The sequence below is a fragment of the Mycobacterium sp. genome, from assembly GCF_965229265.1.
Classification (GTDB): Bacteria; Actinomycetota; Actinomycetes; order Mycobacteriales; family Mycobacteriaceae; genus Mycobacterium.
Genome location: NZ_CBDDIY010000011.1, coordinates 310,761 through 332,541, shown reverse-complemented (window position 1 = coordinate 332,541; position 21,781 = coordinate 310,761). Strand labels below are relative to the sequence as shown.

Here is a 21,781-nt window from a genome sequence, read left to right as displayed (position 1 = left end):
CTCCATGTGAGTGCCATCACCGTTGATGACTTGACTATAGAGGTTGATTTGTCGGGTGTCTAGACAAACAATGGCAATTTGTAAATCAGACGGCCTCCCCCGCCTGTCGTTGCCCCAGCACCGAGTGCCGTCGGCTGTAGAGCAGATAGATGGCCACCCCGACGACCATCCAGATCCCGAATCTGATCCAGGTCACCGCGGTCAGATTGAGCATCAGCCAGGCGCACGCGACGATCGAGATGATGGGCAGCACCGGCACTAACGGCACCCGGAAGCCGCGCTCCAGGTCCGGGCGGGTGCGGCGCAACACGATCACACCCCCCGACACCAGCGCGAACGCGAACAGGGTGCCGACGTTGACCATTTCCTCGAGCTTGGCGATCGGGAAAACCGTCGCCGCGACCGCGATCAGGACCGCGACGAGGACGGTGATGCGCACCGGGGTGCCCCGCGACCCGGTGCGGGCCAGTCCGCGAGGCAACAACCCGTCCCGCGACATCGCAAAGAGCACCCGCGACTGCCCCAGGATCAGCACCATCACCACGGTGGTCAGTCCGGCCAGCGCACCGATCGAGATCACCTTGGCCGCCCAGCTGATGCCGTTGATGGCGAATGCCGTCGCGAGGTTGGCGTGGCCACCGGCGGAGGAGTCGCGAAGATCGGTGTAGCTGACCATGCCCGACAGCACGACCGATACCGAGACATAGAGCACGGTGACGATCGCCAGCGACGCCAGAATCCCCCGGGCGACGTCGCGCTGCGGGTTCTTGGTCTCTTCGGCCGTCGTCGCCACCACGTCGAAGCCGATGAACGCGAAGAACACGATCGACGCGCCGGCCAGCACGCCATACCAGCCGTAGTGGCTACCGTGTGCCCCGGTGAGCAACGAGAGAACCGACTGATCGACTTCCGAACCGTCCTGCCCGGAGTCCGACGGCGGAATGAACGGGCTGTAGTTCGACGCCTTGATGTAGAACGCCCCGACGATGACGACCAGCGCCACCACCGCCACCTTGATGGTGGTGATGACCGCGGAGAAGGTGGAAGACAACTTGGTGCCCAGCGCCAGCAGGGTCGCGACGACCGCGACGATCAGTAGGGCACCCCAGTCGAAGTTGAGCGGACCGATGGCGACGACGCCGCCGGAGAAGCCGAACACGGTGCCCAGATAGCTCGACCACCCCTTGGCCACCACCGCGGCGCCGATGGCGAATTCCAGGATCAGATCCCACCCGATGATCCACGCCGTGAACTCACCGAAGGTGGCATAGGAGAAGGTGTAGGCGCTGCCGGCGACCGGCAATGTCGAAGCAAATTCCGCGTAGCACAGGGCGGCCAGCCCGCAGGTGACCGCCGCGATGATGAACGACACCGAGATGGCCGGGCCGGTGATGTTGCCGAACGTGGAGGCGGTGACGGTGAAGATACCGGCGCCGACGACCACCGAGACCCCGAAGACCGTCAGATCCCACCAGGTCAGCTCCTTGCGAAGCCGAGTGCCGGGCTCATCGGTGTCGAGGATGGACTGCTCCACCGATTTCGTCCGCCAGTTGCGGGTCATCTGCACGTCCCTTCGTATGCCCAGCTGGTGTTGCAGCAGGTTACGTGGGAGCAGGTCGACAGGCGAGCCAAACGGGCCCACCCGCGCAGTGTTCTAGCGCGCCAGCGCGCGATCGAGATCGGGTTCCAGGTAGATGACGCGCGCGGCAGGGACGGCCGCGCGAACGGCGGCCTCGGCATTGTCGATGGTCGCCGCCACCGTGGCCAGGTCGGTATCGGCGGCCAGCGCGATCTTGGCCCCGACCAGCATCTCCTCCGGGCCCAGGTACTGGGTGCGCAGGTGGATGACCCGGTCGACGTGCGGGGTCTGCTCCAGCGCCGACTGAATCGCCCGCGACTCGTCGGCGGTGGCGCCCTCCCCGATCAGCAGGCTGTGCATCTCGACCATCAGGATCACCGCGATGACACCGAGCAGCACGCCGATCAGAAGGGTGCCGACACCGTCCCACACCGGGTCGCCGGTCACCATCGTCAGCCCGACACCGAGCAGCGCGAAGACCAGACCAATCAGTGCGCCGGTGTCCTCAAGCAGAACCACCGGCAGCTCGGGGTTGCGCGACCGGCGGATGAACTGCCACCAGCTGCTGTTGCCCTTGAGCGGACGCGATTCCACCATCGCGGTGCGAAAGCTGTAGCTTTCCAACGCGATTGCCACAACCAGGATCGCGACGGCCACCAGCGGTGAGGTCAGCGACTCGGGGTGACTGATCTTGTGATAGCCCTCGTACAGGGCGAAGATCGAGCCGAGGCTGAACAGCACCAGGGCGACGACGAACGAGTAGAAGTACCGGCTGCGCCCATACCCGAACGGGTGCAGGCTGTCCGCCTCCTTGCGCGCCTGGCGCTGGCCGAACAGCAGCAGCCCCTGGTTGGAGGTGTCTGCCACCGAGTGCACCGACTCGGCCAGCATCGAGGAGCTACCGGTGATGAGAAACCCGACGAACTTCGCGACCGCGATGCCGGCGTTGGCGGCCAGCGCGGCCAGGATCGCCTTGGTACTGCCCTCGGTCGACATTCGGTCCTCCTTGGTCAAAGGCCAACCGTAGACCGGAACAGCTTCGATGGCTCATTCGCCTCCAGCCGAATCGGCCCGTCATCGGCGGCAACCCACGCCGCGCGCCCGCGGTCCAACGTCACCACATCAGACTTGGCGCGCACCACCACCGAACCCTCGGTGCACACCAGGATCTGCGGACCGTCATGGCGGGACGGGGCATCGATCTCGTGGCCGAGGTTGTCTCCGTCGAGCATCAGCACGCACGACGCGAACTCCACGGCCGACGTCTCGTAGCGCAACTCGATGCCATCTCGGTACGTGCTCGGGTACAGCGTGGCCTCGTCGGCCGGAGTGAAGTCGAGCACCCGCAGCAGTTCGGGAACGTCGACGTGCTTGGGAGTCAGGCCACCGCGAAGCACGTTGTCGGAGTTGGCCATCACCTCCATGCCCACCCCGTGCAGGTAGTTGTGCAGGTTGCCCGCGGCCAGGTAGATCGCCTCACCAGGGTCGAGGCTGAGCCGGTTGAGCAACAGCGACGCCAGCACGCCGGCATCACCCGGGTACCGTTCGCCCAGCTCCAGCACCGTCTTGGCTTCGGCCGCGAACTCCGTTGCCCCCGAACGCACATAGTCCACCGCGCCATCGAGCACCGCGGGGATCAACGCGTCCAGATCGGGTTGTGGCGCGGTGATCCAGGTGGTGAAGAGGGCACGCAGGCCATCGGCGTCGGGCTGGCCGCTCAGCAGCGCGATGAACGGCTCGAGGGCCGGCACCGCCAGGGCACGCATCAGCTCGACCGAACCCGCCGCGGTCCGGAAGCCGGCGAGCGCCTCGAATTGGCTCAGCGCCACCAGCAACTCCGGCTTGTGGTTGCGGTCGCGGTAGTTGCGGACCGGCGAATTGAGCGGAACACCGAGCCGGTCCTCCCGGATGTAACCCTCGACCGCCTGCTCGGCGCTGGGATGGGCCTGCAGCGACAACGGCTCGTCGGCGGCCAGCACCTTCACCAGGAAGGGCAGCACGTCACCGAACCGGGCGCGCACCGCCGGCCCGAGCTGGCCTTCGGGATCCGAACGGACGGCCTCTAGCAGCGACGTCTCCCCGTCCCCGGTGTCCAGCCAGGCCGGATCGCCCGGATGGGCACCCAGCCACAGCTCGGCTTCGGGATGCGCGGTCGGCGCCGGTCGTCCGGTGAATTCCGCGATAGCCGTGCGAGATCCCCACGCGTAGGTGCGTATCGCGCCTCGTAGCAGTTCCACTGGGAAGTTATCCCCCCACCAATCTCAGATAAACCGCGGCCATCTGCAGCCGCACGGCCAAGGTGGCCAATTGTTGTTCGACCCCCCCGACCGGCACCGGACCCGATCCGGCGTCGCCCACATCTTCGGCCCCAACCAGGTCCACGTCATCGAGACCACTGACCCGCGCCGCGACCAACGGCCGCTCGGCGGCCAGGGTCAGTGCCAGCACCCGGGTCCGGCTGGGTAGCGGACCGTCGAGCTCCTCGTCGTGGAACAGCGAATCCACCGGATCGCCGAATTGGTTTGCCATGCCGCCGCGTAACGCCACCAGAACGTCGGCCAGGCCGGCCGCCGACACCGCATGACCGGCCAGCCGCAGCAGCACCGCCGCGGCGTGGCGAGCCAGGCCCAGGGTGGGCGCGCAGTCACCGGCCAGCACCACCTGGCGCCCAGACATCCGCTCGGCCAACGCCTTTGCCGGGTTTGTGAACACCTCGCGGCCCGCGCTGTTGCGGAGCGCCTCGGCGTCAAGTTCGTCGGCCAACCCGGACAGGTCGGTCTGCACCGCCGGGTCGACGGCCTGCAAGGTGGCCAGTCCTGCGGCCAGATACCGGCACAGGCCGAATTCGTCGGGCGCCCACAACCGCGGCGCCAGCACCGCGGTGCGGCCGGCGGTGGCATCGCGCAGTGGCCCCTCGTACGGCGCGGCCACGACAACGCGCGCCCCACGACGAACGGCCGTCGCGGCGGCGGTCACCAGGGCGGGGTCGCCAGCATCGTCGCCGGCCACCACGAGCACGTCGAGCGGCCCGATCCAGGGCGGTGACTCGGCGGCCACCACGATCGGCTCGCCCGCCAGTCCGCCCAGGGTGGCGGCCAGTATGGTGCCCGCACTCTCGGCCGCTCCCCGGCCCCCCACCCAGATCACGGTTCTGGGCCGGTGGCCGCCGGCCACCGAGTCAAGCTCGCCCTCAGCAACAGCGGCCGCGGTGGCACGCACCTGAGCACCGGCGGTGGCCGCGGCGCGCAGCAAGCCGTCGCGGTCAGCGTCGAGCAATCCCTCGGTGTCGTCGAGATCGATTGTCGCGTGCGCGGCACTCACGTCACGGCCTCACTCTGCAGGGCAGCAATGTCCTGCGACACTCGTGCCACGATCTCGTCAACCTCGCCGGTGGTGCGGGCTTCGACGTTGAGACGCAGCAGCGGTTCGGTATTGGAGGTGCGCAGGTTGAACCAGGAACCCCCGCCGAGGTCGACGGTCACGCCGTCCAGGTGATCCAACGAAACAATCTGGCTGCCATAGGATTTCAGCACCGCCTCGACGCAGGCCGGCGCGTCGTTGACGCGGAAGTTGAGCTCCCCGGAGGCCTCGTAGCGGTGGTAGTCGGCCATCACCTCCGACAGCGACCGGTCCTGTTCGCCCAACGCGGCCAGCACGTGTAACGCGGCCAGCATGCCGGAATCGGCACCCCAGAAATCGCGGAAGTAGTAGTGCGCGGAATGCTCACCGCCGAAGATCGCGCCGGTGTCGGCCATCAACGCCTTGATGTAGGAGTGCCCGACCCGCGAACGCACCGGGGTGCCGCCGCGTTCGATGACCAGCTCGGGCACTGCCCGAGAGGTGATCAGGTTGTGGATGACCGTGGCGCCGATCTCCCGGTTGAGCTCTCGGCCCGCGACCAGTGCGGTGACCGCCGACGGCGAGACCGGCTTGCCCAGCTCGTCGACGACGAAACAGCGGTCGGCGTCACCGTCGAAGGCCAACCCGATATCGGCGCCGCTGTCGATGACGAACTTCTGCAGGTCGACCAGATTGGCCGGCTCCAGCGGATTGGCTTCGTGGTTGGGGAACGAGCCGTCGAGTTCGAAGTACAACGGCAGCAGCGTCAGCGCCTGGATCGGCCCGAGCACCGCGGGTGCGGTGTGTCCGGCCATGCCGTTGCCGGCGTCGACGGCCACCCGCAGCGGGCGCAGCTTGCTCATATTGACCAGGGAGCGCAGGTAATCGCCGTATTCGGCGAGCACATCCTGATCGTGGATCTGCCCATGCGGACCGTCGTAGGCGGGAACACCGGCGATCACCTCGTCGCGGATCACCGCCAGCCCGGTGTCCTCGCCGACCGGCAGGGCCGCGGCCCGGCACAGCTTGATGCCGTTGTACGCAGCCGGGTTGTGGCTGGCGGTGAACATCGCGCCCGCACAGTTCAGGTACCCGGAGGCGAAGTACAACTGGTCGGTGGATGCCAGCCCGATGCGGACCACGTCCAGCCCCTGGGCGGCGACCCCGTCGGCGAACGCTGTGGCCAGCGCCGGCGAGCTATCCCGCATATCGTGGCCGACCGCCACCCGGTCGCCGCCCTCCCTGCGGATAAGCCGGGCGAACGCGGCGGCGACGTCGGCGACGAAGTCTGCGTCGAGTTCCTCGCCGACCAGGCCACGCACGTCGTATGCCTTGATCACACGGCGGACCGCGGCGGCGGGCCTGGGCATGGCTGATCTCCTGACCGAGAGGGACTCTTGGCCGCCAGCCTATCTGTTTCGACGCGCCGGTACGGGCGTCCTATCGGCTCAGTCGGTCGGGTCTGGCAGTACGCGCAGGTGTCCACGGCGCCGGCCGGCGGTGGTGGGCCGGTGCGCGGCCGCCGGCATGATCGGGGTTCCGGCGGCGGGAGCGTGTGCCGCCGCGCCGGGATCAGAGAATCCGGCCACCGGCGGGCGGACCGTCACCGGATCGCGGCCCTCCCGGACGGCGTCGGCCAGGGCGACCAGATCGTCTTCATCGGGATACTCCGGTAGCGGGCCGGCGTGGCGAACGAGGTCCCAGCCCAGTGGCGCGGTGATCCGGTTGGCGTGTCCGACGCACAGGTCCCAGGAATGCGGCTCACGGGTCGTGGCCAGCGGGCCGACGACGGCGGTGGAATCGGAATAGACGAACGTCAGCGTCGCCACCGCATAATGGGGGCACCCGGGCCGGCAGCAGCGACGGGGAACATTCACGCCCGTGAGGCTATCGCGGTTCATTCACAGGTGACTGCCGGACACGCGCAGCCGCCGGGCCGCCGATTCCCAACCGTTACGATCACTGCCGTGGCCGATTCCCGCAGCTCCCGGCGAGGTGGCCGGGCCGGTGGCGGCGCGGGCACCCGCCGAGGGCGTGAGATGCGCGGGCCGCTGTTGCCGCCGACGGTGCCGGGGTGGCGCAGCCGGGCGGAGCGGTTCGACATGGCGGTGCTCGAAGCCTACGAACCGATCGAGCGCCGCTGGCAGCAACGGCTCACCGGTCTGGATGTCGCCGTCGACGAGATTCCCCGGATCGCGCCGAAGGATCCGCACAGCGTGCAGTGGCCGGCCGAAGTGGTGGCCGACGGGCCGATCGCACTGGCCAGGCTGATCCCGGCCGGGGTCGACGTTCGCGGTAACTCCACGCGGGCGCGAATAGTGTTGTTTCGCAAGCCTATTGAACGTCGAGCCAAAGACTCGATCGATTTGACTGATCTGTTGCATGACATTCTGGTGGCTCAGGTGGCCACCTATCTTGGGGTCGAACCGTCGGTGATCGACCCGAGCCTCGAAGAAGACTGAGCCAGCCAGCGCTAGATGATGCCGCGCTTGAGGCGGCGGCGCTCCCGCTCGGAGAGCCCGCCCCAGATGCCGAAGCGCTCATCGTGGGCCAGGGCGTAGTCGAGGCACGCGTCCTTCACCTCGCAGCCCAAGCAGATGCGCTTGGCCTCCCGGGTGGAGCCACCCTTCTCGGGAAAGAAGGCCTCCGGGTCGGTCTGCGCGCACAGCGCGCGTTCCTGCCACTGGTCTTCGTCTGGTTCGGCCGTCGCGTCGATGGGGTCAGGCACCAAACTCAGGTGAGCGCGCGCCGTTACCCCCATGCTCTGCGAGCCGGTAATGGTATGCGGCGCCCCGATCGCGCCGATTAGGTGTTCATAGGACATTTCCGCCTCCTCACCTGGTTTCGTAGATACCTGCATATCGCCCACTATTGAAGTGCGCCCCAACTCATTCGAACACCTGGTCGAATCACGGTCTGCGACACCGAAACCGGCAGGTCGACCGGGAAATGACACTGATGTGATTAGACACGTCCGCGCCTGCCCGGTCAAGCGATCGAACAGAATTCAATACCACTTTCCTCGGACAATTCGGCGAGTCGATGCACCGGCGTGTCTTGTCGGTGACGCGATCGTGACCGCATGCATCCTCCAATCGCCCGACCGCCTAGTGTCGGACGGTGTGAAGATCACCGTTCTGGTCGGCGGCGTCGGGGGCGCTCGCTTCCTGCTGGGCGTGCAACGATTGCTCGGGCTGGGCCAGTTCGCCGGCCAGATATCCGCAGCCGCAGGCGATCTTGATCACGCGCTGACGGCCGTGGTCAACGTCGGCGACGACGCCTGGATGCACGGCGTGCGCATCTGCCCCGATCTCGACACGTGCATGTACACCCTCGGCGGTGGCATAGATCCCGAACGCGGCTGGGGCCATCGCAACGAGACCTGGAACGCCAAAGAGGAACTCGCCGCCTACGGCGTGCAGCCGGACTGGTTTGGTTTGGGCGACCGCGATTTGGCCACGCATCTGGTGCGCAGTCAGATGCTGCGCGCCGGATACCCGCTGTCCCAGGTGACCGAGGCGTTGTGCGCGCGCTGGTCCCCGGGCGCTGCGCTGCTGCCGGCCAGCGACGACCGCTGTGAAACCCATGTCGTGATCGACGATCCGGAAACCGGCGATCGCAAGGCCATTCATTTCCAGGAGTGGTGGGTCCGCTACCGAGCCAAGGTAAGCACCCACAGCTTCGCGTTCGTCGGATCTGAAAACGCCACGGCCGGGCCCGGAGTCGTCGACGCGATCAGCGACGCCGACGTGGTGATGCTGGCTCCGTCGAACCCGGTAGTGAGTATCGGTGCGATCCTGGCAATCCCGGGAATCCGCTCTGCGCTGCGCTCCACTCCGGCCCCAGTGATCGCCTACTCCCCCATCATCGGCGGAAAGCCGTTGCGCGGGATGGCCGACGACTGCCTGTCGGTGATCGGCGTCGACACCTCGTCGCAGGCCGTCGGACATCACTTCGGTGCGCGGTCGGCCACCGGGATCCTGGACTACTGGCTGATCTCCGAAGGCGACCACGCCGACATCCCCGGGGTGACGGTGAAGCCGATCCCGCTGCTGATGTCCGACCCCGCCGCCACCGCCGAGATGGTGCGGGCCGGGCTCGAACTGGCAGGCGTGACGTGGTGAGCCCCGGCTTCGAGCACGGCAGCGCCGCACCCGTCGAAATCCTGCCCGTCACCGGCCTTCCCGAATTCCGGCCCGGCAACGATCTGGCCGAAACCCTGGCCACCGCCGCGCCCTGGCTGCGCGACGGCGACATCGTGGTGATCACCAGCAAGGTCGTCTCCAAGTGCGAGGGTCGCATCGTGGCAGCGCCCGCCGACCCCGATGAGCGAGATGCACTGCGGCGCAGCATTATCGACGATGAAGCGGTACGGGTACTGGCCCGCAAGGGCCGTACGCTGATCACCGAGAACCGCAACGGCATCGTGCAGGCCGCCGCCGGTGTCGACGGCTCGAACGTCGGAACGACCGAATTGGCGTTGCTTCCGGTCGATCCCGACGCCAGCGCGGCAGGACTTCGCGCGGCGCTTCGAGAGCGCCTGGGCGTCGAGGTCGGGGTGCTCATCACCGACACGATGGGGCGCGCCTGGCGCAACGGGCAGACCGATGCCGCGATCGGCTCCGCTGGGTTGCCGGTCCTGTACGGCTACGCCGGCGCCGTCGACACCCACGGCAATGAGCTGTTGGTCACCGAGGTCGCCGTCGCCGACGAAATCGCCGCCGCCGCAGACCTGGTCAAGGGCAAGCTGACCGCGGTGCCGGTCGCGGTGGTGCGCGGGCTGGATCTCAACGATGACGGATCGACGGCGGCGCGGCTGGTGCGCAGCGGCGAGGACGATCTGTTCTGGCTGGGCACCGCCGAGTCGATCGAACTCGGCCGCCGCCAGGCCCAGCTGCTGCGCCGGTCGGTACGCCGGTTTGCACCGGAGCCGGTCGACCCGGCACTGATCGAGCAGGCCGTCGCCGAGGCTCTCACCGCCCCGGCGCCACACCACACCAGGCCGGTGCGCTTCGTCTGGCTGGCCGATCGCGACCGGCGCACCGCACTGCTGGATGCGATGAAGCGGGCCTGGCGCGACGACCTGACCGCCGACGGAAAGCCGGCCGAGGCCGTCGAGCGGCGGGTGGCCCGCGGCCAGATTCTCTACGACGCACCGGAGGTCGTCATCCCGTTCCTGGTGCCCGAGGGCGCCCACAGCTATCCGGACGCGGCCCGCACCGACGCCGAGCACACCATGTTCACCGTTGCCGTCGGCGCCGCGGTGCAGGCATTGCTGGTCGCGCTGGCCGTGCGGGACGTTGGCAGCTGCTGGATCGGCTCGACGATTTTCGCGCCGGACCTGGTGCGCGAGGTCCTCGACCTGCCCGCCGACTGGGAGCCGCTGGGCGCGGTCGCAATCGGCTATCCCACCGAGGCGCCCGGGCCGCGCGACCCGGCGCCGGTTGGCGACCTGCTGGTGCGCCGATGAGCGTGCGGGATTCGGCCATCGAGTTGTTGACGGACTGGCAGGCCCCCGACGCCTGCCAGGACGCGCTGCGCCAGGCGGTGCTGGCATTCTTGTACGCGCGTACTGACGCCTGTGAACGGGCCTGCGTGCCAGGCCACATCACCGCATCGGCGCTGGTGGTCTCCGACTCCGGCAATCAGGTGCTGCTCACCCTGCACCCGCGGCTGGGCCGCTGGGTACAGCTCGGCGGACACTGCGAGCCCGCCGATACCGACATCGTCGCGGCGGCCATGCGGGAGGCGACCGAAGAGTCCGGGATCGACGGCTTGCACATCGATGCGGCGCTGGGCGCGATCCACGTCCACGCACTCACCTGCTCGCTGGGTGTACCGACGCGGCACCTGGATCTGCAGTTCATCGCCCGGGCCCCGGCCGATGCCGTCATCGCGATCAGCGACGAGTCGCTGGATCTGCGCTGGTGGCCGGCTGACGCGCTGCCCGAAGGCATCGATGACGCGGTGGCCCACCTGGTTGCCGTCGGCCGCGGCCGGCGCTGACTGACCCGAGCGGCCACTTATGACACGAGTTCGAGCGAAATGTGTGCATCAGCTGGCCACTCGAGGGGGCAGCCGGCAGCGATCAGCGCCGCCACCACCCGGTCGACGACCACAGCGGGGGCATGACGCAGCAGTTGGCCGCTGACCCGGATGATGCGCCAACCACACCCCTCCAACTCCGCCAGCCGATTGATGTCGCGTGTTCGCTGCACAGGGTCGGTCCAATGCTGGGCGCCGTCGAACTCCACGCCCACCCGCCAGTGCTTCCACCCCATGTCCACCCGCGCTATCGGATGGCCGAAGTCGTCGAAGACCGTGATCTGCGTCGTGGGCGTCGGCAGTCCCGCGCGGACCAGAACCAGCCTGGTGCGGGTCTCCTGGGGCGACTCCGCGCCGCCGTCAAGCAGGTCGAGCACCCGGCGTAGCTGGGTCACGCCGCGGGCGCCGCGGTGGCGCTCGATCAGCACGCCGACGTCCTCTCGGCGGAGCCCGGTGGCGTTAGCGAGCGCATCGAGAACAACAACAGCGCCGTCAACGGCACCCCGCCGACCCAGATCGAAGGCAGTTCGGGCCGGCGTAGTCACCGCCATCCCATCGATACGGCAGCTCTCGTCCGCGACCAGTTCGTCGCGATGAATCAGGATGCCGGCCACCGGTTTACCGTTGCGGCGCACCAACTCGGCGGGGTGGTGATCGTCGATCCACCGGGAACCGAGCAGCGCTGCCGCCGACAGCCCGGCGACGGTCGCCGACTGCCCCGACCACGCCCAGGCCGCCTTGGCCCTGACGACGGGCGTCAACTCGAGGTCGCGTCGTAGGTAGACGTCACGGTGTACAGCGCGGTAGTCGCGCACCAGGGCCCGCCGGCTCACCAGACCCGCGGCCATCGCCGCCGATCCGCGAAACGGTGCGTCGAGAACAGCCATGACGGGACCCTGACATGGCACACCGACATGCTCCACGAGCGGCCACTTATGACACGAGTTCGAGCGAAATGCGTGCATCAACTGGCCACTCGAGGTGGCCCTAGGAACTAGATGTCCGACGAGTAGCGGATCCCGCAATCCGGGATCAGCACCCCAGGCCACACCCGCGCGCCGCGCAGCAACTCACAACGCGCACCGATGTCGGCGCCGTCGCCGATGATGCCGTCGCGGATCAACGCCCGCGGGCCGATCCGGGCACCGGAGCCGATGATCGAGCGCTCCACCACCGAACCGGCCTCGATGCGGGCCCCGTCGAAGACGACCGCACCGTCGAGGCGGACACCTGGCCCGATCTCGGCGCCGCGGCCCACCACCGTCCCACCAATGAGGACGGCACCGGGGGCCACCGAGGCGCCATCGTGCACCAGGCTCTCGCCGCGGCGCCCGCCCAGCGCCGGCGACGGCGCGATGCCACGCACCAGATCGGCCGAGCCGCGCACGAAGTCCTCCGGTGTGCCCATGTCGCGCCAGTAGCTGGAATCGACGAAGCCGCACACCTTCACCCCGTCGGCGAGCAGCGCCGGGAACACCTCGCGCTCCACCGACACCTCACGCCCGCGCGGTATCCGCTCGACGATCTCGCGCCGGAAGATATAGGTACCGGCGTTGATCTGATCCGACGGCGGGTCCTCGGTCTTCTCCAGGAACGCCTGCACCTGGCCGTCGACGTCGGTGGGCACGCAACCGAACGCCCGCGGGTCGCTGACGCGCACCAGGTGCAGGGTCAGATCGGCCTGCGAGTCCCGGTGGCTGGCCAACATCGCCCGCAGGTCCATCCCGGACAGGACGTCACCGTTGAACACCATCACGGTGTCGTGGCGCAGTTTCGGCACCACGTTGGCGATGCCGCCGCCGGTGCCCAGCGGATGTTCCTCGGTGACGTATTCGATCTGCAGCCCCAGCTTGGACCCGTCGCCGAACTCCGATTCGAACGTCGCGGCCTTGTAGGACGTGCCGAGGATGACGTGCTCGATGCCGGCCTCGGCGATCCGGGACAGCAGGTGGGTCAGGAACGGCAGCCCCGCGGTGGGCAGCATCGGCTTGGGCGCCGACAGCGTCAATGGCCGCAGCCGGGTGCCCTTACCCCCGACGAGAACAACGGCATCGACCTTGGAGGCATCGACTTCACTCACCGGCTCTCCAACCCTTTCGCCAGCTCACGCCGGGACTTGCGCACCGCCGCACGCGACCGAACCTTCAGCGCGCCCTTCATCGTCCATCGAAGCGGCGCCCGCCACCAGCCAGAATGGCGGTCCGATAGATAAATGTAGGTGCTCTCGTGATGTGCCCGCAGGTTGGTCGCCGGATCGCGGCCCGTGGAGTGTCCCTTGTCGTGCAGGATCTCCGCCGAGGGCACGTACACGTTGAGCCATCCCGCCCGACCCAGCCGCTCGCCCAGGTCGACGTCTTCCATGTACATGAAGTACCGCTCGTCGAAGCCGCCGATCTCGTCGAACGCGGCCCGGCGCACCAACAGGCAGGATCCCGACAACCAGCCCACCGGGCGTTCCGTCGGCTCGAGGTACTCCTGGCGGTAGGCCTTGGTCCATGGGTTCGACTTCCAGACGAACCCGACCACCGCGTGCATGCCGCCGCGGATGAGACTGGGCAGGTGCCGCGCCGAGGGATAGACGGCCCCGTCGGGATCGCGGATCAACGGCCCCAGCGTGCCCGCGCGCGGCCAGCGCTCGGCCGCGGCCAGCAGCGCATCGATGCTGCCCGGCCCCCACACCACGTCGGGGTTGGCCACCAGCACGAACTCGTCGCCGTCGGGTGCGGTGGCCACCCCGCGGTTGGCGGCGCTGCCGTAGCCGAGGTTGCCGCCGGTGCGCAGGAGTTGAGTGCCCGGGTAGCGGTCAACGGCTTCTTCGGGGGTCCCGTCGGTCGAACCGTTGTCGGCCATCACCACCGTCAGTGGCCGGTCGGTGGCCACGGTCAGCGACGACAGGAAGCGATCCAGATGCGAGCCGGGCGAATACGTCACCGTCACCACGGTCAGGGGGCGGCTCGACGTCACGGCGTAGAGGGTAACTGTCCGCCACCGACGGGTTGGGCAAGCGCCTCGGCCAACGCCACCCGCCACGGCCGCGGCGCGCTCAACCCGGCCCGCACCGACGTTGCCATCGACAGTGCCGAATACACCGGGCGAGGGGCGCGGCGGGCCACCTGTGCGGAACCTACCGGCCGGACCCGCTGCGGGTCGGCACCCAGTTCCTCGAACACCGCGCGGGCCTGCTCGAAGCGGCTGCACGCACCGTCGTTTGCCACGTGCAGGATCGGCTCTCGGATCCGGCCCGTACCGACCTCGAATAGGGCATCGACCAGGTCTTTGACGTAGGTGGGCGAACCGGTCTGGTCGTCGGCGACCTCGACGGTGTCCGCCGTGCCGGCCCGCCGCCGCATGAGGGCCACGAAGTCGTTGCCGTCGCCGCCGGTGTACACCCAGGAGGTCCGCACGATGGTGGCATCGGGCAGCGCCGCCAGCACGGTGAGCTCACCGGCGAGCTTGGTCCGGCCGTACACATTCAGCGGCCCGGTCTGGTCACCGACGTCGTAGGGGTGACGTTGCTCACCGCCGAAGACGTAATCGGTGGAAATGTGCACCAACTGGGCGCCGACTCGGCCGCAGGCGTGCGCGATGTGCTCCGGGCCGGCGACGTTGATCGCGTTGGCGGCATCCGGGTTTTCCTCGGCATCGTCGACGTTGGTCAGCGCCGCGCAATTGACCACCAGGTCCCCCGCGGCGACGAACCGTTGCGCCGCGGCCGGATCGGTGATGTCCCACTGGCGGTGCGTCAGCGCGCTGACTTCGTAGCCCCGCCGGCCCGCCTCACCAGCAAGAAACCTTCCGACCTGGCCGCCGGCACCGGTGATCACGATCCTCGCTGGCACAAGGACGAGTCTGGCACGCCGGTTTCGGCTACCGGGTATGCGCCCGTCTCGCCAGTAGCCTGGGCTGATGCCTGACACCGATGCGAGTACCGCCCCGCGGCGGGTGGCTCGTACCGTGCTCGCGATCATCGCCGTGGCGGTGATGGTCGGCACTGGCGTGGCGTGGGGCAAGATCCGTTCGTTCGAGAACGGCATCTTCCACATGAGCACATCCGCGCTCGGCGGCGGTGGTGGCGACGACGGTGCCATCGACATCCTGCTGGTGGGGATGGACAGCCGCACCGATGCGCACGGCAACCCGCTGTCCGAGGACGAGCTGGCCACCCTGCACGCCGGCGACGACGTGTCGACCAACACCGACACGATCATCCTGGTCCGCATCCCCAACAACGGGAAGTCGGCGACGGCGATCTCGATCCCCCGGGACTCCTACGTCAAGGCGCCGGGCCTGGACAAGACGAAGATCAACGGCGTCTACGGCCAGGTGAAGCTGGAGACGATGAAGGAGCTGGTCGAGCAGCAGGGCATGGACCCCGCCGAGGCCGAGCCCAAGGCGGTGGAGGCTGGCCGGGAGGCACTGATCAAGACCGTCGCCGACCTGACCGGAGTCACCGTCGACCACTACGCCGAGATCGGGTTGCTGGGCTTCGCGCTGATCACCGACGCCCTCGGTGGCGTCGACGTGTGCTTGAAAGACGCTGTCTACGAACCACTTTCTGGTGCCGACTTCCCGGCAGGCTGGCAGAAGCTCAACGGGCCACAGGCTCTGAGCTTCGTGCGGCAGCGCCACGACCTGCCCCGCGGCGATCTGGACCGGGTGGTGCGCCAGCAGGTGGTGATGGCTCAACTTGCCCACCAGGTCATTTCGAGCAAGACGTTGACCAGCCCCGCAACCCTAAACCGGCTACAGGACGCGATCCAGCGGTCGGTCGTCATCTCCGCGGGCTGGGACATCATGGACTTCATCAAGCAGCTCGAGAACCTCGCGGGCGGCAACGTGGCCTTCGCCACCATCCCGGTGCTCGACGAGGCCGGCTGGAGCGACGACGGGATGCAGTCGGTGGTCCGGGTCGACCCGGCTCAGGTACAGGCGTGGGTGGCCAGCCTGCTGCACGACCAGGACGAGGGCAAGACCGAGAAGATCGCCTACTCACCGGAGCAGACCAAGGCCGACGTCATCAACGACACCGACATCAATGGCCTGGCCAGTGCGGTGTCGGAAGCGCTGACCGCCAAGGGCTTTGGTGCCGGCGACGTCGGTAACAACGACAAGGACCACGTGGCCAAGAGCCAGGTGCAGGCCGCCAAGGAAGACGACCTCGGCGCCCAGGCCGTGGCCAAGGAGCTCGGGGGGCTGCCCGTGGTGGCCGACGGCTCGATTCCCGCCGGGACCGTGCGGGTGGTGCTGTCCAGCGACTACAGCGGGCCCGGCTCCGGCCTGGAGGGCACCCTGCCGACCTCGGCGACGGTGGACCAGGCGGCCGGGCAGGCCGGCGATGGCGTACCCCCGCCGCCCTCACCGATCATCACGGCCGGGTCAGATGACCCCAAGTGCGTCAACTGATGACCAATCTGACTGCCGCGGTGCTGGATCCGTTGCTGCGCGCCGACCCAATGGGGCCGCGGATCACCTACTACGACGACGCGACCGGCGAGCGCATCGAGCTGTCGACCGTGACGCTGGCCAACTGGGCGGCCAAGACGGCCAACCTGTTACGCGACGAGCTCGGCGCTGGGCCGGGTACCCGGGTCGCGGTGTTGCTGCCGGCGCACTGGCAGACGGCGGCGGTGCTGCTGGGCGTGTGGTGGATTGGCGCCGAGGTGGTGCTCGACGGCCCCGCCGACCTCGCGTTGTGCACCGCGCAGCGGCTCGACGAGGCCGACGCCGCGGCGGCCGGTGGTGAGGTCGCGGTGCTGTCGCTGGACCCGTTCGGCAAGCCGGCGCCCGATCTGCCGATCGGCGTGACCGATTACGCGACCGCGGTGCGGGTGCACGGTGACCAGTACGTCCCGGAGGCCCACCCTGGGCCGGCGCTGGCCGGGCGGTCCGTCGACGACGTGCTGGCCTCGGCGCGCACGTCCGGCCTGGCGGCCGGTGACCGGGTGATGTCGTCGCTGCCGTGGTCCACCCCCGACGAGATCGTCGACAACCTGCTGGCGGTGTACGTCGCCGGTGCGTCACTGGTACAGGTGGCCAACCCCGATCCCGCCGTTCAAGACCGGCGGCGGGACACCGAAAAGGTGACCCGGGACCTGGCCTGAGCTGCCCCGGTGGCGGCCCAACGCAGCCGTTAGGCTGACGCCCATGACAGACGCCTCGGAGGCAGCGGTCCTTCGCGCCGAGCGGCGCAGCCTCTACACCTACATGGTCACGATGATCGGCCTGGCGGTGCTGGGCTTCGCCGTGTATGCCATCACCAGGGTGTCGGCCACCCAGCTCGACGGCGTCATTTCGTTGATCAACGCGGCCGCCGCATTCATCGCGGCGCGGCTCGCGGTCACCTCGGCCAAGCCACCCGATGCCGAAAGCCCCTACGGGCGTTTGGCGTTGGAGAACCTCTACGCGTTGTTCCGGTCGCTGATGATCCTCGGTGTGGTGATCGTGGGTGTGGTGACCAACTCGGTGAAGGTGATCGAGTATCTGATCACCCGGCAGGGCAGCGAGCCGGAGTTCGGGGTGGCCGCGGTCTACACCGCCGCGTGTGTGCTGATCTGCTTCGGCCTCAAGTGGAACCACGAGCACAACAACCGCTCGGTGAACGGAGCGTCGGCCCTGCTGCGGGTCGAGGCCACCGCCGCGAAGATGGAGGCCCTCATCAGCGGCGGGATCTGCGCCTCGCTGATCGTCGTCGCGGTCCTCCCGGAGGGCACCTTCCTCACCTCGGAGAGCTTCAACATCAAGGACATCGCCGACAGCATCATCGTGCTGATCCTGTGCGCCCTGTTGGTGGGCGAACCGATCCGGCAGATCCGCCTCGAGTTCGGGCGCCTGTCCGGACGCCGGGCCGACCCCGCCCTCGACGCCGCGGTGCGGGCGGCGATCACCGCCGTCTCCGACGAGCACGCCGACGAACTCGACCATGAGCTGACCCTGATCGACGTGCTGGCGATCAGCAGGGGCAAGGCCACCGAGGTGGACCTGCGGGTGGCCTACACCGGCACGATGACCGTGCAGGAGCAAGACGAGCTGCGGGCGCGCACGTATGAGGAACTGCGCAACCGCATCGGGCCGCTCCGGCTCACTCTGGTGTTCAGTAAGTTCCCTATTCATGCGACGCCCACCACTTGACCTGACCGCCGTGCGCGGCGAACTCGCCGGCCCCGCAGGCCCGCTGCGGCGTATCGACGTCGTCGCCGAGACCGGATCGACGAATGCCGACCTGCTGGCACGCCACGCCAGGGGTGAGGACATCCGTGGTGTGGTGCTGCTCGCCGAACACCAAAGCGCCGGGCGGGGCCGCAACGGGCGCAGCTGGTCGGCTCCCGCGGGCTCGCAGATCGCCCTGTCGATCGGGGTCGCCGCCGACGCCGTGCCGACCGAGGAGTGGGGTTGGCTGCCGCTGCTCACCGGCGTGGCGCTCGTCGATGCGATCGGCGCCGCCACTGGTGTTGAGGCGGGTCTGAAGTGGCCCAACGACGTTCTGCTGGGAAGCGGCAAGCTGGCCGGCATCCTGGCCGAGGTAGCCGCGCCGGACCCGGTGATCGTGGTGGGCCTCGGGCTCAACGTCACCCTGACCCCCGAGGAGGCTCCCGACCCTCGGGCCACCTCACTGCAGATGCTGGGCGCGACGATGCTCGACCGCGATGCTCTGGCCGGGGCGATCCTGCGGGAGCTGACCACCCGTATCCACCGCTGGCAGACCGTCAAGGGATCCGATCCCGCCCTGGCGGCCGACTACCGACAGCGCAGCCTGACGCTGGGCAGCCGGGTCCGGGCGATCCTGCCGGGTAATCGCGAGATCATCGGCACTGCAACGGAAGTCGACGACCAGGGACGCCTCGTCCTGGATACCGGATCCGAGCCCGTGACGGTATCAGCGGGCGATATCACCCACCTGCGGCCCGCGGACTAACGCAGTAGTGCGCGGCTCATCACCACGCGCTGAATCTGGTTGGTGCCTTCATAGATCTGGGTGATCTTGGCGTCGCGCATCATCCGCTCCACCGGGAAGTCCACGGTGTAGCCGGCACCGCCGAATAACTGCACTGCATCGGTGGTGACCTCCATGGCGACATCGGAGGCAAAGCACTTCGAGGCCGCCGAGATGAACCCGAGGTTGGGTTCACCACGCTCGGCCCGGGCGGCCGCCGAATACACCATCAGCCGGGCAGCTTCGACCTTCATCGCCATATCGGCGAGCATGAACTGCACGCCCTGGAAAGTCGAGATCGACGTGCCGAACTGCTTGCGGTCCTTGGTGTATGCGATCGCCGCGTCCAGAGCGCCCTGCGCGATGCCGACGGCCTGCGCACCAATAGTCGGGCGGGTGTGATCCAACGTCGCCAACGCCGTCTTGAACCCGGTACCGGGATCACCGATCATCCGGTCCCCCGGGATCCGGCAATTCTCGAAGTACAACTCCGTGGTCGGGGAACCCTTGATCCCGAGCTTGCGCTCCTTGGGCCCGATGACGAAACCCTCGTCATCGATGTGCACCATGAACGCCGAAATACCGTTGGCACCCTTGTCCGGATCGGTCACCGCCATCACCGTGTACCAGGACGACTTGCCGCCGTTGGTGATCCACGCCTTGGCGCCGTTGAGGATCCAGTCGTCCCCGTCGGCCTTGGCACGGGTCCGCATCGACGCGGCATCACTGCCGGCTTCGCGCTCGGACAGCGCATAGGACGCCATCGCCTCGCCCGAGGCGATGGCGGGCAGCACCTTCTTCTTCAGCTCCTCCGAGCCACGCAGGATCAGGCCCATCGTGCCCAGCTTGTTCACCGCCGGGATCAGCGACGCCGACGCGTCGACCCGGGCCACCTCCTCGATGACGATGCATGCGGCCACCGAATCCGCACCCTGACCGCCGTACTCCTCGGGCACATGCACCGCGTTGAAACCCGACGCGTTCAACGCATCGAGGGCTTCCTGCGGGAATCGGGAGTTCTCGTCGACGTCGGCGGCATGGGGAGCGATCTCCTTCTCCGCCAACGCCCGAATCGCCGCCCGCAACTCGTCGTGTTCCTCGGGCAACTTGAACACGTCGAAATCCGGATTTCCCGCCATCACACTCTCCTTGCTACTCAGCGGTAACTTTAACTCGGGACTTCACTCACCGAGTAATCGCTCCCGCAGTGCCCGATCCTTCTCCAGTACCAGGGCTTCCAAGTCATCCTGAAACGCCTCCATGCGCTTGCGCAGCGCCGCGTCCGACGCACCCAGGATCCGCACGGCCAGCAGGCCGGCGTTGCGCGCGCCGCCGATCGACACGGTGGCCACCGGAACACCCGCGGGCATCTGCACGATCGACAGCAGCGAGTCGAGCCCGTCGAGCTTGGCTAGCGGCACCGGAACCCCGATCACCGGCAGTGCCGTGGCCGAGGCCACCATCCCCGGGAGATGGGCCGCCCCGCCCGCACCGGCGATGATCACCTGAATGTTGCGCGCCGCCGCGGTGCGCGCGTAGTCGAGCATCCGCCCGGGCGTGCGATGCGCCGAGACCACGCCGACCTCGAACGCGACGTCAAACTCGGCCAGCGCCTCGGCGGCGGCCTCCATCACGGGCCAGTCGCTGTCGCTGCCCATGATCACGCCCACCCTCGGTTCAGGCATGCGTATCCCATCCGTCGGTCCACTGCGCGTGCGACAACCAGTGTGCCGCCCGCTCGGCCCGTTCACGCACCCGGTCGACGTCTCGAACATCACACCCGACGATGTTGACGTGCCCGACCTTGCGGCCGGGGCGCTCGGCCTTGCCGTACAGGTGGACCTTCGCCTCGGGGATCCGGCCGAACAGGTGGTGCAGCCGCTCGTCGAGGCCCATCGCCGGCGCGTGCGGCGCCCCCAGCACGTTGGCCATCACGGTCACCGGGGCCAGCGGCCTGGTGTCGCCGAGCGGGTAGTCCAGCACCGCCCGCAGATGTTGCTCGAACTGGCTGGTGACCGCGCCATCCATGGTCCAGTGCCCGGAGTTGTGCGGACGCATCGCCAGCTCGTTGACCAGCAGCGTGCCATTGACGGTCTCGAACAGCTCGACCGCGAGGACTCCGACGACACCCAGCTCGGCGGCCAGCCGCAATCCGAGTTGTTCGGCTTTACCGGCCAGCTCATCGGACAGGCCGGGCGCCGGTGCCAGCACGGTCACGCAGATGCCGTCGCGCTGCACCGTTTCCACCACCGGCCAGGCGGCGCCCTGGCCGAACGGCGAGCGGGCCACCAACGCCGAGAGCTCACGGCGCATCGAGACCCGCTCCTCGAGCAGCACCGCGACCCCGTCGGCCAGATATCCGGCGACCACCTCGCGGGCGTGCGTGAGATCGCGGGTCAGCACCACCCCGCGGCCGTCGTAGCCGCCACGGACCGTCTTGACCACTACCGGGCCGCCGACGAGCTCGGCGAAGGCGTCGACGTCGTCGACACCGGCGACGGCGGTGAATCGCGGGATCGGCGCGCCCAGCGACTCCAGTTTGCGGCGCATCACCAGCTTGTCCTGGGCGTGTACCAAGGCTTCGGGCGGCGGGTAAACCGCCACCCCCTCGGCGACCAGCGTGTCGAGCATCTCGGTCGGCACATGCTCGTGGTCAAAGGTCAGCGCGCCGGCACCGGCGGCCGCGCGGCGCAGCGCGTCGAGGTCGGTGTGGGCACCAAGGACCACGTCGGGGGTTACCTGGGCGGCCGGGTCATCGGGGCTGACGGCCAGGACCCGCAGGCTCTGCCCGAGGGCGATCGCCGCTTGGTGGGTCATCCGGGCCAACTGCCCGCCGCCGATCATGGCGACGATGGGAGATCTGGGGCTGTTCGACACGGCCCTCATGG

22 protein-coding genes are annotated in these 21,781 nt (G+C 68.4%); 8 read left to right on the top strand and 14 right to left on the bottom strand.

Annotated features, from left to right (window positions below; all coding sequences use genetic code 11):
* Positions 1 to 85: 85 nt before the first annotated feature.
* The 6 genes from ADBZ9K_RS14075 to ADBZ9K_RS14050 form a co-directional block, all read right to left on the bottom strand.
* Positions 86 to 1,561 carry an amino acid permease gene (locus ADBZ9K_RS14075; RefSeq protein WP_526621475.1) on the bottom strand — a complete coding sequence of 492 codons (1,476 nt, stop codon included), beginning with the start codon at positions 1,559 to 1,561 and terminating at the stop codon, positions 86 to 88.
* A gap of 93 nt (positions 1,562 to 1,654) precedes the next feature.
* Positions 1,655 to 2,575, bottom strand: coding sequence for a cation diffusion facilitator family transporter (locus tag ADBZ9K_RS14070; protein ID WP_526621473.1), 921 nt, complete (start codon positions 2,573 to 2,575; stop codon positions 1,655 to 1,657).
* A gap of 14 nt (positions 2,576 to 2,589) precedes the next feature.
* Positions 2,590 to 3,816, bottom strand: a complete 1,227-nt coding sequence (gene manA, locus ADBZ9K_RS14065) for a mannose-6-phosphate isomerase, class I (protein ID WP_526621471.1) — start codon at positions 3,814 to 3,816, stop codon at positions 2,590 to 2,592.
* 7 nt (positions 3,817 to 3,823) lie between these two features.
* A complete protein-coding gene (locus tag ADBZ9K_RS14060; RefSeq protein ID WP_526621469.1) occupies positions 3,824 to 4,900 on the bottom strand; it encodes a TobH protein in 1,077 nt (358 codons plus the stop codon).
* Positions 4,897 to 6,288: a phosphomannomutase/phosphoglucomutase gene (locus ADBZ9K_RS14055; protein WP_526621467.1), complete on the bottom strand. Its 1,392-nt coding sequence runs from the start codon at positions 6,286 to 6,288 to the stop codon at positions 4,897 to 4,899. The genes ADBZ9K_RS14060 and ADBZ9K_RS14055 overlap by 4 nt, the downstream gene beginning before the upstream one ends.
* Positions 6,289 to 6,366: 78 nt before the next feature.
* Positions 6,367 to 6,795: a DUF3499 family protein gene (locus tag ADBZ9K_RS14050; RefSeq protein ID WP_526621466.1), complete on the bottom strand. Its 429-nt coding sequence runs from the start codon at positions 6,793 to 6,795 to the stop codon at positions 6,367 to 6,369.
* A 162-nt stretch (positions 6,796 to 6,957) separates the two neighbouring features.
* Here ADBZ9K_RS14050 and ADBZ9K_RS14045 point away from each other — a divergent pair, with 162 nt between their 5' ends.
* Positions 6,958 to 7,380, top strand: a complete 423-nt coding sequence (locus ADBZ9K_RS14045; protein ID WP_526621464.1) for a metallopeptidase family protein — start codon at positions 6,958 to 6,960, stop codon at positions 7,378 to 7,380.
* Positions 7,381 to 7,391: 11 nt separating this feature from the next.
* Here the strand turns inward: ADBZ9K_RS14045 and ADBZ9K_RS14040 are convergent, their stop codons facing one another.
* The gene (locus ADBZ9K_RS14040; RefSeq protein WP_526621462.1) at positions 7,392 to 7,742 is read right to left on the bottom strand and encodes a WhiB family transcriptional regulator; all 351 of its coding nucleotides are present in this window, start codon (positions 7,740 to 7,742) and stop codon (positions 7,392 to 7,394) included.
* Between the two features lie 298 nt (positions 7,743 to 8,040).
* Here ADBZ9K_RS14040 and cofD point away from each other — a divergent pair, with 298 nt between their 5' ends.
* Genes cofD through ADBZ9K_RS14025 form a run of 3 tightly spaced genes read left to right on the top strand, consistent with a single transcriptional unit; the run spans position 8,041 to position 10,924 of the window.
* A complete protein-coding gene (gene cofD / locus ADBZ9K_RS14035; RefSeq protein ID WP_526621460.1) occupies positions 8,041 to 9,042 on the top strand; it encodes a 2-phospho-L-lactate transferase in 1,002 nt (333 codons plus the stop codon).
* Positions 9,039 to 10,388, top strand: coding sequence for a coenzyme F420-0:L-glutamate ligase (locus ADBZ9K_RS14030; RefSeq protein ID WP_526621458.1), 1,350 nt, complete (start codon positions 9,039 to 9,041; stop codon positions 10,386 to 10,388). The genes cofD and ADBZ9K_RS14030 overlap by 4 nt, the downstream gene beginning before the upstream one ends.
* Positions 10,385 to 10,924, top strand: coding sequence for an NUDIX hydrolase (locus ADBZ9K_RS14025; protein WP_526621456.1), 540 nt, complete (start codon positions 10,385 to 10,387; stop codon positions 10,922 to 10,924). The genes ADBZ9K_RS14030 and ADBZ9K_RS14025 overlap by 4 nt, the downstream gene beginning before the upstream one ends.
* Before the next feature lie 17 nt (positions 10,925 to 10,941).
* Here the strand turns inward: ADBZ9K_RS14025 and ADBZ9K_RS14020 are convergent, their stop codons facing one another.
* From ADBZ9K_RS14020 to rfbD, 4 genes are all read right to left on the bottom strand, one after another.
* A complete protein-coding gene (locus tag ADBZ9K_RS14020; protein WP_526621455.1) occupies positions 10,942 to 11,850 on the bottom strand; it encodes a PDDEXK-like endonuclease domain-containing protein in 909 nt (302 codons plus the stop codon).
* A 107-nt stretch (positions 11,851 to 11,957) separates the two neighbouring features.
* Positions 11,958 to 13,043, bottom strand: a complete 1,086-nt coding sequence (gene manB / locus ADBZ9K_RS14015) for a mannose-1-phosphate guanylyltransferase ManB (RefSeq protein ID WP_526621453.1) — start codon at positions 13,041 to 13,043, stop codon at positions 11,958 to 11,960.
* Entirely contained in the window at positions 13,040 to 13,927 is an 888-nt protein-coding gene (locus tag ADBZ9K_RS14010) for a glycosyltransferase family 2 protein (RefSeq protein WP_526621451.1), read from the bottom strand. Before ADBZ9K_RS14010 ends, manB begins: the two co-directional genes overlap by 4 nt.
* The gene (gene rfbD, locus ADBZ9K_RS14005; protein ID WP_526621449.1) at positions 13,924 to 14,802 is read right to left on the bottom strand and encodes a dTDP-4-dehydrorhamnose reductase; all 879 of its coding nucleotides are present in this window, start codon (positions 14,800 to 14,802) and stop codon (positions 13,924 to 13,926) included. Before rfbD ends, ADBZ9K_RS14010 begins: the two co-directional genes overlap by 4 nt.
* A gap of 67 nt (positions 14,803 to 14,869) precedes the next feature.
* Here rfbD and ADBZ9K_RS14000 point away from each other — a divergent pair, with 67 nt between their 5' ends.
* Genes ADBZ9K_RS14000 through ADBZ9K_RS13985 form a run of 4 tightly spaced genes read left to right on the top strand, consistent with a single transcriptional unit; the run spans position 14,870 to position 18,875 of the window.
* Complete coding sequence (locus tag ADBZ9K_RS14000) at positions 14,870 to 16,366, top strand: LCP family protein (protein ID WP_526621447.1); 1,497 nt, start codon at positions 14,870 to 14,872, stop codon at positions 16,364 to 16,366.
* The gene (locus tag ADBZ9K_RS13995; protein WP_526621445.1) at positions 16,366 to 17,064 is read left to right on the top strand and encodes a TIGR03089 family protein; all 699 of its coding nucleotides are present in this window, start codon (positions 16,366 to 16,368) and stop codon (positions 17,062 to 17,064) included. The genes ADBZ9K_RS14000 and ADBZ9K_RS13995 overlap by 1 nt, the downstream gene beginning before the upstream one ends.
* Before the next feature lie 43 nt (positions 17,065 to 17,107).
* Entirely contained in the window at positions 17,108 to 18,091 is a 984-nt protein-coding gene (locus ADBZ9K_RS13990) for a cation efflux transmembrane domain-containing protein (protein ID WP_526621444.1), read from the top strand.
* Positions 18,072 to 18,875, top strand: a complete 804-nt coding sequence (locus ADBZ9K_RS13985; RefSeq protein ID WP_526621442.1) for a biotin--[acetyl-CoA-carboxylase] ligase — start codon at positions 18,072 to 18,074, stop codon at positions 18,873 to 18,875. Before ADBZ9K_RS13990 ends, ADBZ9K_RS13985 begins: the two co-directional genes overlap by 20 nt.
* Here the strand turns inward: ADBZ9K_RS13985 and ADBZ9K_RS13980 are convergent.
* From ADBZ9K_RS13980 to ADBZ9K_RS13970, 3 genes are read right to left on the bottom strand one after another with little or no spacing between them, the layout of a single operon-like run.
* Positions 18,872 to 20,032, bottom strand: coding sequence for an acyl-CoA dehydrogenase (locus ADBZ9K_RS13980; RefSeq protein ID WP_526621440.1), 1,161 nt, complete (start codon positions 20,030 to 20,032; stop codon positions 18,872 to 18,874). The two genes, ADBZ9K_RS13985 and ADBZ9K_RS13980, sit on opposite strands and share 4 nt — an antisense overlap.
* A 42-nt stretch (positions 20,033 to 20,074) precedes the next feature.
* On the bottom strand, positions 20,075 to 20,578 hold the full coding sequence (gene purE / locus ADBZ9K_RS13975; RefSeq protein WP_526621438.1) for a 5-(carboxyamino)imidazole ribonucleotide mutase: 504 nt from the start codon (positions 20,576 to 20,578) through the stop codon (positions 20,075 to 20,077).
* Positions 20,571 to 21,779, bottom strand: a complete 1,209-nt coding sequence (locus tag ADBZ9K_RS13970; protein WP_526621436.1) for a 5-(carboxyamino)imidazole ribonucleotide synthase — start codon at positions 21,777 to 21,779, stop codon at positions 20,571 to 20,573. Before ADBZ9K_RS13970 ends, purE begins: the two co-directional genes overlap by 8 nt.
* Positions 21,780 to 21,781: the final 2 nt, after the last annotated feature.